Source organism: Brevundimonas sediminis (assembly GCF_048799765.1).
Lineage (GTDB): Bacteria > Pseudomonadota > Alphaproteobacteria > Caulobacterales > Caulobacteraceae > Brevundimonas.
The window spans coordinates 69470-82386 of sequence record NZ_JBLYQK010000004.1 but is presented as its reverse complement, the minus strand read 5'-3'; the positions used below and the strand labels follow the sequence as shown (position 1 = coordinate 82386).

At 66.5% G+C, this 12917-nt stretch carries 21 protein-coding genes and 1 tRNA gene; 20 read left to right on the top strand and 2 right to left on the bottom strand.

Annotated features, from left to right (window positions below; translation table 11 throughout):
• The first annotated feature begins 15 nt into the window (after positions 1-15).
• The 16 genes from ACLQ7T_RS04080 (at position 16) to ACLQ7T_RS04005 (ending at position 8625) form a co-directional block, all read left to right on the top strand.
• Positions 16-291: a hypothetical protein gene (locus ACLQ7T_RS04080; protein WP_420478264.1), complete on the top strand. Its 276-nt coding sequence runs from the start codon at positions 16-18 to the stop codon at positions 289-291.
• A 116-nt stretch (positions 292-407) separates the two neighbouring features.
• Complete coding sequence (locus ACLQ7T_RS04075; RefSeq protein WP_420478263.1) at positions 408-716, top strand: hypothetical protein; 309 nt, start codon at positions 408-410, stop codon at positions 714-716.
• A gap of 48 nt (positions 717-764) precedes the next feature.
• Entirely contained in the window at positions 765-1214 is a 450-nt protein-coding gene (locus tag ACLQ7T_RS04070; protein ID WP_420478262.1) for a hypothetical protein, read from the top strand.
• Positions 1211-1525 (top strand): hypothetical protein, encoded by a 315-nt coding sequence (locus ACLQ7T_RS04065; RefSeq protein WP_420478261.1) that lies wholly within the window; start codon positions 1211-1213, stop codon positions 1523-1525. Before ACLQ7T_RS04070 ends, ACLQ7T_RS04065 begins: the two co-directional genes overlap by 4 nt.
• Positions 1522-1776 carry a hypothetical protein gene (locus ACLQ7T_RS04060; protein WP_420478260.1) on the top strand — a complete coding sequence of 85 codons (255 nt, stop codon included), beginning with the start codon at positions 1522-1524 and terminating at the stop codon, positions 1774-1776. Before ACLQ7T_RS04065 ends, ACLQ7T_RS04060 begins: the two co-directional genes overlap by 4 nt.
• A 2-nt stretch (positions 1777-1778) precedes the next feature.
• On the top strand, positions 1779-2051 hold the full coding sequence (gapR, locus tag ACLQ7T_RS04055) for a nucleoid-associated protein GapR (protein WP_420478259.1): 273 nt from the start codon (positions 1779-1781) through the stop codon (positions 2049-2051).
• The gene (locus tag ACLQ7T_RS04050) at positions 2051-2698 is read left to right on the top strand and encodes a GcrA family cell cycle regulator (RefSeq protein ID WP_420478258.1); all 648 of its coding nucleotides are present in this window, start codon (positions 2051-2053) and stop codon (positions 2696-2698) included. Before gapR ends, ACLQ7T_RS04050 begins: the two co-directional genes overlap by 1 nt.
• Positions 2695-2889: a hypothetical protein gene (locus ACLQ7T_RS04045; protein ID WP_420478257.1), complete on the top strand. Its 195-nt coding sequence runs from the start codon at positions 2695-2697 to the stop codon at positions 2887-2889. The genes ACLQ7T_RS04050 and ACLQ7T_RS04045 overlap by 4 nt, the downstream gene beginning before the upstream one ends.
• Positions 2886-3179 carry a helix-turn-helix domain-containing protein gene (locus tag ACLQ7T_RS04040; RefSeq protein WP_420478256.1) on the top strand — a complete coding sequence of 98 codons (294 nt, stop codon included), beginning with the start codon at positions 2886-2888 and terminating at the stop codon, positions 3177-3179. The genes ACLQ7T_RS04045 and ACLQ7T_RS04040 overlap by 4 nt, the downstream gene beginning before the upstream one ends.
• Positions 3176-3520, top strand: a complete 345-nt coding sequence (locus ACLQ7T_RS04035; RefSeq protein WP_420478255.1) for a hypothetical protein — start codon at positions 3176-3178, stop codon at positions 3518-3520. The genes ACLQ7T_RS04040 and ACLQ7T_RS04035 overlap by 4 nt, the downstream gene beginning before the upstream one ends.
• Before the next feature lie 64 nt (positions 3521-3584).
• Positions 3585-4556, top strand: coding sequence for a ParB N-terminal domain-containing protein (locus ACLQ7T_RS04030; protein WP_420478254.1), 972 nt, complete (start codon positions 3585-3587; stop codon positions 4554-4556).
• On the top strand, positions 4553-4807 hold the full coding sequence (locus ACLQ7T_RS04025; protein WP_420478253.1) for a hypothetical protein: 255 nt from the start codon (positions 4553-4555) through the stop codon (positions 4805-4807). Before ACLQ7T_RS04030 ends, ACLQ7T_RS04025 begins: the two co-directional genes overlap by 4 nt.
• Positions 4801-6405: a DEAD/DEAH box helicase gene (locus ACLQ7T_RS04020; RefSeq protein ID WP_420478252.1), complete on the top strand. Its 1605-nt coding sequence runs from the start codon at positions 4801-4803 to the stop codon at positions 6403-6405. Before ACLQ7T_RS04025 ends, ACLQ7T_RS04020 begins: the two co-directional genes overlap by 7 nt.
• The gene (locus tag ACLQ7T_RS04015; RefSeq protein ID WP_420478251.1) at positions 6402-7349 is read left to right on the top strand and encodes a primase/helicase family protein; all 948 of its coding nucleotides are present in this window, start codon (positions 6402-6404) and stop codon (positions 7347-7349) included. The genes ACLQ7T_RS04020 and ACLQ7T_RS04015 overlap by 4 nt, the downstream gene beginning before the upstream one ends.
• Positions 7350-7726: 377 nt before the next feature.
• Positions 7727-7915 (top strand): hypothetical protein, encoded by a 189-nt coding sequence (locus ACLQ7T_RS04010; protein ID WP_420478250.1) that lies wholly within the window; start codon positions 7727-7729, stop codon positions 7913-7915.
• A complete protein-coding gene (locus ACLQ7T_RS04005) occupies positions 7912-8625 on the top strand; it encodes a hypothetical protein (RefSeq protein ID WP_420478249.1) in 714 nt (237 codons plus the stop codon). Before ACLQ7T_RS04010 ends, ACLQ7T_RS04005 begins: the two co-directional genes overlap by 4 nt.
• A 112-nt stretch (positions 8626-8737) precedes the next feature.
• Here ACLQ7T_RS04005 and ACLQ7T_RS04000 read toward each other — a convergent pair whose 3' ends face one another.
• The gene (locus tag ACLQ7T_RS04000; protein ID WP_420478248.1) at positions 8738-9013 is read right to left on the bottom strand and encodes a helix-turn-helix domain-containing protein; all 276 of its coding nucleotides are present in this window, start codon (positions 9011-9013) and stop codon (positions 8738-8740) included.
• A gap of 466 nt (positions 9014-9479) precedes the next feature.
• Here ACLQ7T_RS04000 and ACLQ7T_RS03995 point away from each other — a divergent pair.
• Positions 9480-9553: transfer RNA gene (locus tag ACLQ7T_RS03995), tRNA-Gly, on the top strand.
• Between the two features lie 2 nt (positions 9554-9555).
• On the opposite strand, the gene ACLQ7T_RS03990 is transcribed toward ACLQ7T_RS03995, so the two are convergent.
• Positions 9556-9897 carry a hypothetical protein gene (locus ACLQ7T_RS03990; RefSeq protein ID WP_420478247.1) on the bottom strand — a complete coding sequence of 114 codons (342 nt, stop codon included), beginning with the start codon at positions 9895-9897 and terminating at the stop codon, positions 9556-9558.
• Positions 9898-9965: 68 nt separating this feature from the next.
• Here ACLQ7T_RS03990 and ACLQ7T_RS03985 point away from each other — a divergent pair, with 68 nt between their 5' ends.
• The 3 genes from ACLQ7T_RS03985 to ACLQ7T_RS03975 are packed head-to-tail and all read left to right on the top strand — an operon-like array spanning position 9966 to position 12894.
• Positions 9966-10286 (top strand): hypothetical protein, encoded by a 321-nt coding sequence (locus ACLQ7T_RS03985; RefSeq protein ID WP_420478246.1) that lies wholly within the window; start codon positions 9966-9968, stop codon positions 10284-10286.
• A complete protein-coding gene (locus ACLQ7T_RS03980; protein WP_420478245.1) occupies positions 10283-11521 on the top strand; it encodes a phage terminase large subunit in 1239 nt (412 codons plus the stop codon). Before ACLQ7T_RS03985 ends, ACLQ7T_RS03980 begins: the two co-directional genes overlap by 4 nt.
• Positions 11521-12894, top strand: coding sequence for an anti-CBASS protein Acb1 family protein (locus ACLQ7T_RS03975; RefSeq protein WP_420478244.1), 1374 nt, complete (start codon positions 11521-11523; stop codon positions 12892-12894). Before ACLQ7T_RS03980 ends, ACLQ7T_RS03975 begins: the two co-directional genes overlap by 1 nt.
• Positions 12895-12917: the final 23 nt, after the last annotated feature.

Here is a 12917-nt window from a genome sequence, read left to right as displayed (position 1 = left end):
ACTATCTTCCTCTTCATGGAAGACACGCTCCGACACCACCTCACCACTTGCGCCGATGAGTTCGCCCGGCTGACGAAGCGGGAGCCCTCCACCGTGGCCCGCCTCGCGACGGGCGATTGGCGGTTCTATGAGCGGATCGAGGCCGGGGCGTCCTTCACGGCGCGCAAGTACGACGCCGTCATGGCGTGGTTCTCGGGGAACTGGCCCGCAGACGCTGAGTGGCCCGTCGGGGTCCCGCGTCCGACCTTCCAACCCGCCAACGACACCCTCCCTCATTCGAAGGCCGCCTGACCGATGGCGTCCCTCCCCCAGACACAGCACCGCCCTTCCCCTTGCACGGTGCTGTCGGCCCTGACCGGTCCTTCCCCCCGACCGCCGGTCAGGGCCACCCCTTCCGGAGCCCGGCAATGAAGATGCTCGCCCACGATGCCCTGACCCATGCCGTCCGGGTCTTCGAACTGGTCAAGCTGGCGGCCCTGAACAGCCGTTCCGGCAACGACGCGCAGGTCCGGGCGCTGCTTCACCGGGCGGACGCTCTGGTCGCGGCTGAACTGCCGGTCCTCCGGGGCGTCCTCGCCGCCCAGGGTCAGGCCGCAAAGGAACTGCACCTCTCGCAGCGCCCAGCCGTCGGCCTCGGGGTCGAGCCCCATGAACATCCTCACCCCGCCAACGACCACAACGCCACTCCTGAACTGCCCGCCCCGACTGTCGCCTGACCGGCCAAGCCGGTCATCCGGAAAACCTCTCGGAACGTCCGTAGAACGATGCACAAGCTCAGCCACCGGGAACACGCCCGTCTCGCCCGCGAACTCGTCGACGCCTGCGGGGGCCTTGAGGAAGCGGCGAACGCCTGTCGGGTCCGGAAGTCCGCCTTGTCGGGCTACCAGAACCCTGAAGACCCCTCGACCATGCCCGCCGACGTTATGGACGCGCTGGAGGAATACGCCGGTCAGGGGCCGACCTACTCCGGCGCCATCGCGGAACGCAGGATGTTCCCGGTGAAGGTGACGGGCTGTCTCAAGGAGCTGGCCTTCGACCTCGCTCAGGAGAGCATGGACGTCGTCACTGCCGTTCGCGAGGCGCTGGCCGACGGCAACCTCTCCGCCAATGACCTCGACCGCATCGCCTCTGCCGAACGCGAGGCTGAAGAGGCGCTGGAGCGGGTCCGCGCCGTCCGTCGATCCGCTGAAAACCAAGACCGGAGGGCTGCGTGATGTGCGAAATCCGCATTGGCGATGAAGTCGAGCGGTTCCGGATGGGCCGAGACGGACCCCATCCGGAGGCCACGACCCCGGACCCGCCGGTGGGCCATGTCGGGCGCGTCATCGACATGGGCGAAGATGAGCATGGCGGGTTCTGGATCGATCTCGACAACTGGCCGGTTGATCCGATCTGCGGGCTTCCCGCCGGACACTTCCGCAAGGTGAACCGCCACGACCTGCAATCCTGGCTCTCCACCTCAGTCCCCAACACCGACCGTTGGGACAAGCCCCTTCCGGCGAAGAAGAGGGAGCGGGCGGAATGACCCGCCTCCACTGTCCGAAGTGCGGCTCGTTCACCTCCCCCATGCCGGAGCAGCGCGCACTGTTCCAGACGCGCGGCGGCCTCCCCCTGCCCGCGAATGACAACGGCTTCCACAGCTTCCACGCCGCCTCCCAGCGCCGGGAAGACGAAGCCCGCCGCAAGGGCGTGTGCCGGGCCGTGGGCGCCGAGCGCCGCGCCCGCCGAGATTTCACCACAGCGGCGCTGATGCCGCTCCTGAAGAAGGAAGCCTGACCGTGACTGATGCCGCTTTTGACGCCTCGCCCGACGTTCTGACCTCGACCTCCGCCGGGCGCCTCCGCACCATCATCGAGCGCCTTGAGCGCTTGGACGAGGACAAGGAGGCCATCGCCGCCGACATGAAGGAGGTCTTCGCCGAGGCCAAGGGCGAGGGCTACGACGTCAAGACGCTGCGCAAGGTCCTGCGCATCCGCAAGCAGGACAAGGCCAAGCGCCAGGAAGAAGAAGCCGTCCTTGACCTGTATCTCTCCGCGCTGGGGGAGGTCTGATGTCCAGCTGGAATGAAGACCGCATCGCCACCGCGAAGAAGCGCTGGCTGGAAGGCCGTTCCGCCTCCGAGATCGCGAACGAGATCGGTGGCGGCCTGTCCCGCAATGCTGTGATCGGCAAAATCCATCGCCTCGGTCTGGCAGGCCGTCAGCCCGCGAGCAGGCCGACGAACGTGCGATTCGGCCAGCGCCCGCTGTCCGCCCCGGCCGTCAAACGCGCCCCGAACACCGGCAATGGCCACAGCTTCAGCAAGGGCCAGACCCTCAAGGCCCGGGCTGCGGATGTGGCGAACGCTCGCCCTGGCGCCGTCATCGGCTCGGTGTCGATCACCACCCCGGAGACGGCAGAGAAACGCCGGCAGGCCCGTCTGGCCGAGAGCCTGGCCGCAATCGAAGCCGTCGAGGCCGCCAACGACACCGCGATCCTTCTGGTCAATCGGGGGCGCTTCCAGTGCTCGTTCCCGGTCGGCGAACCGGCGCGGCCGTCCGAGCAGATGTGCTGCGGCAGGCCTGTGGTTTCGGACCCGAACCGGGCGGTCCCGACCTACTGCCATGGCCACGGGCTCAAGGCCATGACCAAGGCCGCCCTCACCGCTCCGCGCGACGCCAAGACCTATGAGCGCTCCCTGCGCAGGTTCGTCGCATGACCGCCGCCGCCCCCGACATCCGCACCGCCGCTCTCAAGGCCGACGTGATCACGACCGAGACGATCCGGATCGAAGGCTCCTTGCGCGCGATCCGTGACGTCGGGGGCATGAACGCGGTCGAGGCCGCCCTGAACACCGCCAAGCGTCGCGTGATCTTGGCCAGCAACGACAATGAGGACTGGGTCGCGTGAGCAAGACCTTCCATCGCCCCAAGGGCCACATCGCCTTCGTCGGCATCAAGGGCTGCGCCATCGTGGAGAGCATCGCTCGCGCGCACGGTCTGACCGCCCGAGGCCTGCAGGAGGACACCCGGCGGGCTCCTGTGGTCCGGGCCCGTCAGCATGCCATGAGCGCCCTGCGAGATGCTGGGTTCACTGCCCGAGCAGTCGGCGAGTACTTCGGCCGGGACCACAGCACGGTCAGCCATGCGGATGTCACCCATCTCCGCCGCGCCGCCCTTTCGCTGGCGGTGGCCGCATGAACAGCGCCGAGAACATCGCCATCGAACGTCTTGACCGGAAGCGCGAGGTGCCCGCCGCCAAAGCCGCTCGCACCGCCCGCCAGCGGGAACTGCAGGCCCAGGCCGATGCGCTCGTTGCTCTGGGCATGGGCAAGATCGCCAACGACGACCACGGCGACTTCACCGAATGCCTCGCCAGGGCCGTCCGTGCCGCTCTGGTCCGGGCTCATGGTGAGCCCTCCGCCGCCTCGATCCTGTCCAAGCAAGCCTATGAGGCCGGGCGAAACATCCTGCCCCGGAAGTTGGCGCTGGCTAGGGCGGAGCAGGTGTTCGCTCGGGCTGCCAACGATGGGGGCGCCTGATGATCCCCACCGACAAGCCCCAGTCCCTGCCCTGCAATACCAATCCGAACGAGACGGCCCGATGATGATTCCGATTGACCAGATCACGACCTTCGACCGCGTCCGGCAGGCATCGCGGCCCCAGGTCGAGGCCCTCGTCGCGAGCATCCGCGAAGTCGGCCTGATCAACCCGATCACGGTGACGCCGACCGACAGCGGCTTCGCCCTCGTGGCAGGCATGCACCGACTGGAGGCCTGCCGTGCGCTGGGCATGACCGCCGTCCCGGCGATCACGCTGGACCTCGACGCCAACCAGCGGATCATCGCCGAGTGCGACGAAAACCTGTGCGCGCCGTCGCTCACCGCTGCCGAAAGGGCCGAGTTCACACGGCGGCGGAAGGAGGCCTACGAGGCCCTCCACCCGGAAACTGTGCATGGGAGCAACCAGCACACCAGCAGTCGCCAAGTTGGCGACTCCTCCGAAGCCCCCCGCTTCACCGCCGACACGGCCTCTAAGACCGGCCAGTCCGAACGAGTCGTCCAGCGGGACGCCGAGCGCGGCGAAAAGGTCGCCGATGAGGCCCTAGCCCTCATCAAAGGATCCCGTCTCGACACCGGCCGATACCTCGACAGCATCAAGAACCTGACGCCGCAAGAGCAGGTCCAGAAGGTTCAGGCCGACCTCGCACCATCGCCCGCGCCCGAGGGGAAGCAGGACGTGCCCCCTGCCCTGCCTGCCGATCCTGAGCGCCGCAAGCTGGCCAAGCTGACCACTGACGCCCTCATGGACGAGGTGATCGGCCTGCGCGCCGACCTGAACGACGAGAAGGCCAAGGTCGCCAGGCTGAAGAAGGAGCGCGAAGACCTGGCCGCCAAGTTGGCGGAGGCCTTGTCCGGCGAACAGGGCAAGGTGATCGGCAACCTCCAGCGCCAGCTTCATCAACTCAAGGGGCGGATCGCAGAGCACCAGACCGCCGCCAAGCGCTGGGAGCGCAAGGCCGTGAAGGCCGAGGCTCGGGTCAAAGAGCTTGAGAACATGGAGGTCGTGATCGCATGACCTCGATCCTCTCCCGCATCCGCGCAAACGGCGGCGACGTGGGGCGTCAGGAATGGCGTTTCACCCTTCGTCGTGGCCGCCTGACCGAGGACGCGATCCGCTGGGTCCGCGCCCGTTGGCCCGAGGTCTGCCTTGAGGTCTGGCCGGCGTTCGACCTGTGGTCAGAGCGGGCCGCGATCATGGAGTTCTGTGGCGGCATGTCCCGCGTCGAGGCCGAGCGCGCCGCTTATGCGGAGGTGTCGGCATGCTGAACCTGCGAGACACCAAGGACATCGTTCTGCGCCCGTATCAGCTGGACGCCGTCGAAGGGCTGCGGGATGGCCTGAGGGAAGGCAAGAAACGCCTGATCCTGTGCGCCCCGACCGGTGCAGGTAAGACCGTGCTGGCGGCCCATCTGCTGCAGCAGGCCGACGACAAGGGGAACTACGCCCTGTTCCTCGTGGACCGCGTCGCTCTGGTGAACCAGACGAGCGAGACCCTGGACGACTACGGGGTCAACCACGGCACCGTGCAGGGCATCAACCGGCGCTGGGCGCCGCGCGAGAACGTGCAGGTCTGCTCCGTTCAGACGCTGGCTCGCCGCAAGCTGCCGCGCGCGCCCTCCCTCATCGTCTATGACGAGGCCCACTGCCAGTATGCGGCGACGCTGAAGTTCATCGCCGACCATCCCGAAGCCGTCGCCGTGGGCCTGACCGCCACCCCGTTCACCGCGGGCATGGCTGACCACTGGCAGGGGATGGTCAACGTCACGACGACCCGGAAGCTGATCGACGACGGGTTCCTGATGGAGCCGAAAATCTACATCGCCAAGTCCCCGGACGAGAGCGAGTTCGGCCGTAACAGCTTCGGTGAGTTCTCGGACGAGAGCGCAGCCTTGGCAGGCATCCAGATCGTCGGCGACGTCGTGGCGGAGTGGATCGCCAAGACGACGGAGCATTTCGGAGGTCCCGCCAAGACCATCGTGTTCAGCCCCACCGTAGAGCATGGCCGTGAGCTGTGCGCCGCCTTCTCGGCCGCAGGCTTCAACTTCCAGCAGATCAGCTACCTCGACCGCGACGACAACGAGCGCGCGGAGAAGATCGCCGAGTTCCGGCGCCCGGACAGCCTGATCCACGGCCTCGTTTCGTGCGGCGTCCTGACCAAGGGCTTCGACGTGCCGGACGTCTTGGTCGGCATCTCCTGCAAGCCGTACCGCAAGAGCCTGTCGAGCCACATCCAGGAAATCGGCCGCGTGATGCGGACGCATCCCGACAAGACGAAATGCCTGTGGCTGGATCACTGCGGGAACTTCGAGCGGTTCGCCGTCGACATGTACGACGTCTGGGATCACGGAGCCGGTGAGCTTTCGACCGCCGCCAAGCGCGACAGCGTCGCCCGCGAGCGCGAGGTCAAGACCCGCGAGCCGTTGAAGTGCGCCGAGTGCGGCGGCGGGATGCGGGGGAACACCTGCACGGCCTGCGGGTGGGAACGTCCCGCCCGATCCGACATCCAGTCCGTCGCCGGGGAGCTTCGCGAGTTCGACCCCACGGCCTTGGGAATGGAGCCTCGTGGAGGTCTTCGGGCGGACTGCCTGAAACGGCCCAAGGACATCTGGCTGGCCGCTCTCAACTACTGCGCCGCCAACTCCCGCAAGGGCGAGGACCACGCCCGGCGCTGGGCCTATGGCGTCTTCCGGGGCGTCTATCCGAACGCCAAGCTGCCGAGCGGTTGGTACAGCGCCCGCATCCCGGCCTCCGTTGATCAGGCCGCCCTCAGCCTGGTCGAGCGCGAGACGGCCCGCTTCCGCAAGAAGAACCCGATCCGCCGACCGATCGTGGCCAATGACAACGACCGGGCGAGGGCTGCATGAGCGCGAGCCTTCACGAACTGATGCGCGAGGCTTGCGCCGCCGTGGCCGTTGAGCCGCCCAAGCGCCGGCTGACGCCGGGCGTCTGGACCCGCACCGACAGCAAGGGAAAGAACGGCAAGAACGACGCCGCCGTGTTCCTAGACGACAACGGCAACAGCGGTGTCGCCCACAACTACCAGACCGGCAAGAGCCAGAGGTTCAGCTTGGAGGGTCTCCGGCAGGCCTCCAACGACAACAACCCCGAGCGGGACCGAGAGCGCGCCCGGCGCGACCGTGAGGAAGAATTGCAGAGGCAGGAGGTCGAGCGTGTCTGCGCCCGGATTGTCTCTGCCTGCCGTGAGGACCGCCACGCCTATTTCGACAAGAAGGGCTTCCCGGATGAGCTGGGGCTGGTCTGTGATGACCCGCGCCCGTTCTTCCCGGACAGCCGCCTTGGCGAGGCCCTGGCGCGCTCCCTGCCCGACGCCGAGGGGAAGCCGCTCCTGATCATCCCCGGACGCATCGGGTCCAAGTTGGTAACGGTTCAGTTCATCACCGTCAGCGGGGTCAAGAAGAACATCCTCAAAGGTCAGATGGGCGGCTCGTTCCACCGCATCGCCACCGGGCGCGATACCTGGGTCTGCGAGGGTATCGGTACGGCTCTGACCGTCCGGGCCGCCCTGCGCCTGTTGGGGGCCAATGCGACCGTCCTGAGCGCCTTCTCGGCCTCCAACGTGGGCCGCGTCGCCGAGAGCATCGCGGGCTCCCGCATCGCCGCCGATCACGACAAGCCTGTCGAGGGGCTGGAGAACCAAGGCGCCGGCGAGTTCTACGCCCGCCGCACCGGAAGGCGCTGGGTCATGCCGCCCGAGATGGGAGACTTCAACGACATGCACATGGCGCCCGGCGACCGGAAGGAAAACCTTCGCGCCGTCGCCCTCCGTCTCAGGGAGGTCATGGGATGAAATCGAGAACCCCCGCCTTCTCGAACGGCGGGGCCAGTCTGATGGACGGTTATGACGACAGACAGTGGCGTCAGACTTGGAAGGGCCAACCACGGGGCAGGAACCTGGGCCAGCGCAGTCCGAACGAGAGAAGCGCGGTTCCCGGCGCGTCGCAAAGGCGCCGACATAGTAGCTCTCAACGGTGTGGGGGAAGCGACCCGACCGCACCGGCCAAAGCGACGGCTCGGCTCCGGCCAGCAAGATCGTGGAGGCATAGGGCTAGCTCCGGCGCTGATGGCGTCGGGGCTAGTCGTCCTATGCCTTCTGCTCAGGCTCTCTCCATCCAGCAAACAGGTCTAAAAGGAGAACACTGTCGTGAATCAGCGCGAGATTTCCAGATGACCCCGGCGAACGACTGTACCCTCCGAGTTCTGGCCGATGGCCTGATCCACAGGGCCGAAACCCTGCCCCGCAAGCATCCGGCGGTTCACTGCCTGCGCGACGCCGCCGCAGCCCTGCTGGACGCCGACATGTACCTTTCCGCCGCCAACGATACCCCTCCCTCTCCCCAAGAGAACGCCGCATGAACACCCTCCGCGCCTCCGACACCGCCGCCGCCGCCCTCCGCAAGCGCAAGGTCCATGAACTCGCCGCCCTTGTCCGGGGACGGGTGGAGTGCTTCCCCGGCTCCGGCCTGCTGACCAAGGTCGCGACCGCCGAGAACCGGATCGCCCTGCTGCGCTACGATGAAGCCGAACGGATGCTCCGGGAGGTGGATGATTCACTGGCGGCCTATCAGGAGCGCCTGGACGAGGCGAACACCCGCGCCGAGGACGCCGAGCAGGACAAGCTGCTGGAGAAGCGGGGAATCGAGACCGACCGCGGGCCGGACGGCATCGGGGTTCGCCACGGCTTCATGTGGCTGGAGCGGAAGAAGCGGGTTCATGGTCACCGCCGGCAGGCCGGTCAGGCGTGGGGACGGGACTACAGCATCATCCGCACCGACGGCCTGAAGTCCTGCCTGAACGACAACGCGCCAGGCGGTGGATCGGACCCGAACGCGGATCAGGAGCGCAAGACCGAAGCCAAGGCTAATCTGGACCGGGCGTCGGCCCACATTCACTGGGCCACCGGATCCTATGAGCTGGTCGGCCTTCTGGACGCCGTCTGCGGTCGCGGGGAAACGCTGCGGGACCTCGCCGACGGGGACAAGCTGGGCGCCGCCGTCCGGGAGGCGCAGCTGATGATCGCCCTCGATCTGGCGGCCGTCGCCTACGACATTCGGGTGCCGCGCTGAAAGCTACGCACTAGGTGTTGCGTTTGGGCCCGAACCGGGGCATCAAAAGCCTATCGGCGCTTCGCGCGTCCAGCATCGGCCCCGCCTCTCTCGAGCGCGGGGCCGAATGCTTTCAGCCCTTCACCCCAACCGGATGGGCTCCAGTGATGAGCCGGGCGAGGTCCAGTGCGTCCCGACGGACGGCGGGAAGTGCGAGATTGATGTCTCCTCGCTCGACCGCCAGCTTTTCCGAGACCCGTTCCAGCGCCAGCAGGTGCCTGGGCTTGAACTTGGACTCCCCGGTTTCGATGTCCTGATAGCCAGCCCGGCCCAGGCCCATCCAACCGGCCATTTCTTCCTGCGTCAGCCCGGCGGCCTCTCGCAGCTCCTTCATGATTTTCGCGCTCATTGCGGCCTCCCACAAACCCGGGAGGGAAGCCCGGCCCCTTTCGGAACCGGACCCCCTCTGCTAGAAGCGGACCTTGATTTCCAGTCGAAGGCCGATCCAGCCGAGGACCAGTTTGAGTTTGGCTCTCATTCTGGTTCCTCCCGGTTGGCGTCAGCGGGATTGCTGACCCGCTCTTTATGCCGGTTTTCTGTGCGTAAGTAAAGCCATAAGACCGGAAAAATCGGCAAACCGGTCCATAAAGTTCCCGCTATGCCTCGGGATCGGGCTTTGTCGGCCGTACCCCGCCGGCGAGCGTGAGGACAAAAGCATCACTCGGGCAAGCCCGGGTGTCGCTACAAAACCCGCGCACCAGCTCGCATCGTCCCGAAAGGACGGCGGCCCAACCCCTCGGGGCGGTCGCTGTCGGGTAGGACAAACGCCAACCGTGTAGCCGCTGGCGACAAAGCCCCCGACGTACCAAGACACCGCGTCTCTAGCTCAATGGCAGAGCAACGGGCTTCCATCCCGTCGACGAGGGTTCGATCCTCTCGGGACGCTCCAGATCACTCCTCTGGTCCGATACCGCCGCCGACGGTTTGCTGGAAGCCGCCGCCCGGGAAGGCCGAGGAGGCGTTGACGTGCGTCGGGGTCCCCATGACCGCGGAGGCCATTTCGTCGGCGAGAGATTGAAGGGCCGGGAAGCCGCCCTCTGTCACAAGCAGGGACTTGAGCGGGTCGATAGTGACGGACAGGGCGTCTGCAACATCATCGAGCGCGCCACCGAGAGAGCCGTCGGAGCCCGGAACGAGCCAGGCGCCGTCCCAGACCTTCTGTCCGCCCAAAGGAGCGACGGCAGACTCAACGGCGGCGGAACAGGTGGCAGGCGCCACAACGAGAACGGTCATCACAGTCTCCCCATCGGTTGTGGCCGGACCTATCCCGACGCAGAAAAACAATCAAAGGAAATCAAACGATGGCCCGAGGAGGCGCACGACCCGGCGCCGGCCGTCGGAAGGGCACGCCGAACAAGGCGACGGCTGATGTGAAGGAGGCGGCGAGCGTCTACAGCGCGGACGCCGTCGAGACGCTCGCCCAGATCATGCGGTCGACCAGTCTTCCGGCGGCGGCACGCGTTGCAGCGGCCAACGCCCTGCTTGACCGGGCGCACGGCAAGCCGAAGCAGTCGGTCGATGTGGACGGCGCCATGACTGGCGCCCTCACAGTCACCTACGTCTCAGCCGCGAAAGGTCCCGCCCCCGCCCAGAGCGAGGAGGACTACGAGACGGGCGAATGATCTTCGACCCGATCCCGGCCTATCGGTTCCTGACCGAGAAGCCCTTGGGCTCCTATCGCTTCAGGGCCGCGCATGGAGGTCGGGGCGGTGCAAAGTCATGGGAGTTCGTGGACGCCGCGATCTTCCACACGGTGACCACGCCGAAGCTGCGCACGATCTTCCTTCGGGAGATCATGGCCAACCTGAAAGAGTCGTCGCTGGAGCTGGTCAGGAACCGGCTCGAGCATCACGGCCTGCTGAACACCTACTTCCGCGAGGTAGACGGGACCTTCCTCGGCCTCGGCGGGCAGAAGATCATGTTCATCGGCCTCTGGAAGGGGAACAAGCCGGACGGCATCAAGTCGCTGGAAGGCGCGGGCCTGACCATCCTTGAGGAGGCCCAGGAGGTCCGCCAGGCATCGCTGGACGTGCTGCTGCCGACGATCCTGCGGACGGCCATCTCCGAGCTTTGGGCGATCTGGAACCCCAGACTCGCCACAGACCCGATTGACGTCTTCTTCCGCGGCCCACTGAAACCCCGCCGGGCCATCGTTCGGCAGATCAACTACGACCAGAACCCGCACTTCCCGGATGCCCTACGCGAGCTGATGGCGCTCGACCGGGCGAAGGACCCGCTTCGGGCCGGATGGATCTGGGACGGGAAATACATGCCCTCGGTTCAGGGGGCGATCTGGAGCCGGGACGGGCTGGACCGGGCGTGGCAGGCCGGACGAATGGCGGGCGACGGGCCTTGGGGGCGCGTAGTTGTCGGCGTTGATCCCTCAGGCGGCGGGGACGACGTCGGGATCGTGGCGGTGGCCAAGTATGGCGACGGAGCCATTGTACTGGAAGACGCGACCTGTCCGGCGTCGTCACCGATGGCCTGGGCGACGGCTGTTGCGAAATGCGCCGAGCGATGGGGCGCGGACGCCATCGTGGCGGAAAAGAACTTCGGCGGCGACATGGTCGAAAGCACCCTGAGGGCGGCGAACGTCCCCGGGCGCGTGCTGATGGTCACCGCCAGTCGAGGAAAGTCCGTCCGGGCCGAGCCTGTGGCGGCGCTCTATGATCAGAACCGTGTCCGCCACCTCGGCCAGTTCGCAGCGATGGAGGCGGAAATGCTGATGACGACACCCGCCGGCTATCAGGGCGACGCATCCCCCAACCGCATGGACGCGCTGGTCTGGGCTCTGACCGAGCTGATGCTTGGCGAGACGTCGACGGTCGCCATGTTCCTGAAGAACCGGAAACGCTGATGAGCGCGCGGCACATGCTGGTGAACGCAGTGACGCGGACGCTGGCCGGGATGTTTCCAGGCTTCTTCACGCCGAAGCACAACCACTACGCCGACTTCGGTTATCCCGAGCAGGTCACCTTTGACCTCGCCTATCAGGCCTACACCCGTAACGGCATCGGGGCGGCGGGCGTCAACAAGACGGTCGAGAAGACTTGGCAGGACGCGCCGTGGCTTCAGGAGTTCGCCCGCGACGACGGCGACGACACGCCTGAGACCAAGCTGGAGAAGGAAATCAGGGACCGGTTCGCCGAGCTTCGGGTCTGGCAGCAGCTGGCCGAGGCAGAGCGCCGCGGGCTGGTGGGGGCCTACTCAGGGGTGATCCTGCGTCTCGCGGACGGAAAGCAGTTCCGGGAGCCGGTGAAACGCGTCCCCGGGGGGCTGAGCGGTCTCGTTGAGGTCATTCCGGCTTGGGAAGGTCAACTCAAGGTCTCGCAGTGGGACACGGACGAGCGCTCCGCCACCTACGGCCAGCCGAAGATGTTCTCGTTCAACGAGGCGGCGGTGGGCGATGCGGTCCAGCCGCGCACCCTTGAAATCCACCCCGACCGGATCGTGATCTGGTCCAAAGATGGCTCGGTCAACGGTCGGTCCCTGCTGGAGCCGGGCTACAACGACCTCCTGACCCTGGAGAAAATCAGTGGGGCCGGTGGCGAAGGCTTTTGGAAGAACGCCAAGTCCGGCCTGTCGCTGGAGATCGACAAGGACGCCAAGATTGAGGACATGGCCCGCGCCATGGGCGTCCAGCCTGAAGAAGTCGTCGATCGGATGGACGAGCAGGTCGAGAGCTTCAACAAGGGCTTCGACAAGTCGATCCTGCTGCAAGGCATCACCGCCAAGCCGATGCAGGTCACTCTGCCCTCGCCGGAGCATTTTTGGGCCGCTCCTCTCCAGTCCTTCGCCGCTTCCATCTCTATGCCGATGAAGATCCTTGTCGGATCGCAGTCGGGAGAGCGGGCCAGCACCGAGGACGCCGCGGAGTGGAACAAGACCGCCATGTCGCGGCGCACCGGGTTCACGATCCCCAACATCATGACATTCGTCCGCCGACTGGTGCGTTTCAGCATTCTGCCCGAGAGGGATTGGCACCTCGATTGGGCCGATCTGACTGAGACCTCGCAGGAGGCCAAGATCGCACTGGCCGACAAAATGGCCGACGTGAATCAGAAGATGAAGGACACCGGAGAGGTCGTCTTCACGCCCGAAGAGATGCGCGGCGTCACCGGGCGGGAGCCGTTGAGCGACGCCGAGAAGTACCGCGACGACGAGGAAGACGACGCAGACGCCCTGGGCGCCATCACCAAGCCTGAAGACGAGCCCGCCAAGGCCGCCTGACCCCCATTACAATCGGAAGGAGG

Excerpts from the sequence above, each read along its gene's own strand:
- ACLQ7T_RS04080 (WP_420478264.1), top strand. The coding sequence starts at position 16 with ATGGAAGACACGCTCCGACACCACCTCACCACTTGCGCCGATGAGTTC.
- ACLQ7T_RS04075 (WP_420478263.1), top strand. The coding sequence starts at position 408 with ATGAAGATGCTCGCCCACGATGCCCTGACCCATGCCGTCCGGGTCTTC.
- ACLQ7T_RS04070 (WP_420478262.1), top strand. The coding sequence starts at position 765 with ATGCACAAGCTCAGCCACCGGGAACACGCCCGTCTCGCCCGCGAACTC.
- ACLQ7T_RS04060 (WP_420478260.1), top strand. The coding sequence starts at position 1,522 with ATGACCCGCCTCCACTGTCCGAAGTGCGGCTCGTTCACCTCCCCCATG.
- ACLQ7T_RS04050 (WP_420478258.1), top strand. The coding sequence starts at position 2,051 with ATGTCCAGCTGGAATGAAGACCGCATCGCCACCGCGAAGAAGCGCTGG.
- ACLQ7T_RS04045 (WP_420478257.1), top strand. The coding sequence starts at position 2,695 with ATGACCGCCGCCGCCCCCGACATCCGCACCGCCGCTCTCAAGGCCGAC.
- ACLQ7T_RS04035 (WP_420478255.1), top strand. The coding sequence starts at position 3,176 with ATGAACAGCGCCGAGAACATCGCCATCGAACGTCTTGACCGGAAGCGC.
- ACLQ7T_RS04030 (WP_420478254.1), top strand. The coding sequence starts at position 3,585 with ATGATTCCGATTGACCAGATCACGACCTTCGACCGCGTCCGGCAGGCA.
- ACLQ7T_RS04025 (WP_420478253.1), top strand. The coding sequence starts at position 4,553 with ATGACCTCGATCCTCTCCCGCATCCGCGCAAACGGCGGCGACGTGGGG.
- ACLQ7T_RS04020 (WP_420478252.1), top strand. The coding sequence starts at position 4,801 with ATGCTGAACCTGCGAGACACCAAGGACATCGTTCTGCGCCCGTATCAG.
- ACLQ7T_RS04015 (WP_420478251.1), top strand. The coding sequence starts at position 6,402 with ATGAGCGCGAGCCTTCACGAACTGATGCGCGAGGCTTGCGCCGCCGTG.
- ACLQ7T_RS04010 (WP_420478250.1), top strand. The coding sequence starts at position 7,727 with ATGACCCCGGCGAACGACTGTACCCTCCGAGTTCTGGCCGATGGCCTG.
- ACLQ7T_RS04005 (WP_420478249.1), top strand. The coding sequence starts at position 7,912 with ATGAACACCCTCCGCGCCTCCGACACCGCCGCCGCCGCCCTCCGCAAG.
- ACLQ7T_RS04000 (WP_420478248.1), bottom strand. The coding sequence starts at position 9,013 with ATGAGCGCGAAAATCATGAAGGAGCTGCGAGAGGCCGCCGGGCTGACG.
- ACLQ7T_RS03990 (WP_420478247.1), bottom strand. The coding sequence starts at position 9,897 with ATGACCGTTCTCGTTGTGGCGCCTGCCACCTGTTCCGCCGCCGTTGAG.
- ACLQ7T_RS03985 (WP_420478246.1), top strand. The coding sequence starts at position 9,966 with ATGGCCCGAGGAGGCGCACGACCCGGCGCCGGCCGTCGGAAGGGCACG.
- ACLQ7T_RS03980 (WP_420478245.1), top strand. The coding sequence starts at position 10,283 with ATGATCTTCGACCCGATCCCGGCCTATCGGTTCCTGACCGAGAAGCCC.
- ACLQ7T_RS03975 (WP_420478244.1), top strand. The coding sequence starts at position 11,521 with ATGAGCGCGCGGCACATGCTGGTGAACGCAGTGACGCGGACGCTGGCC.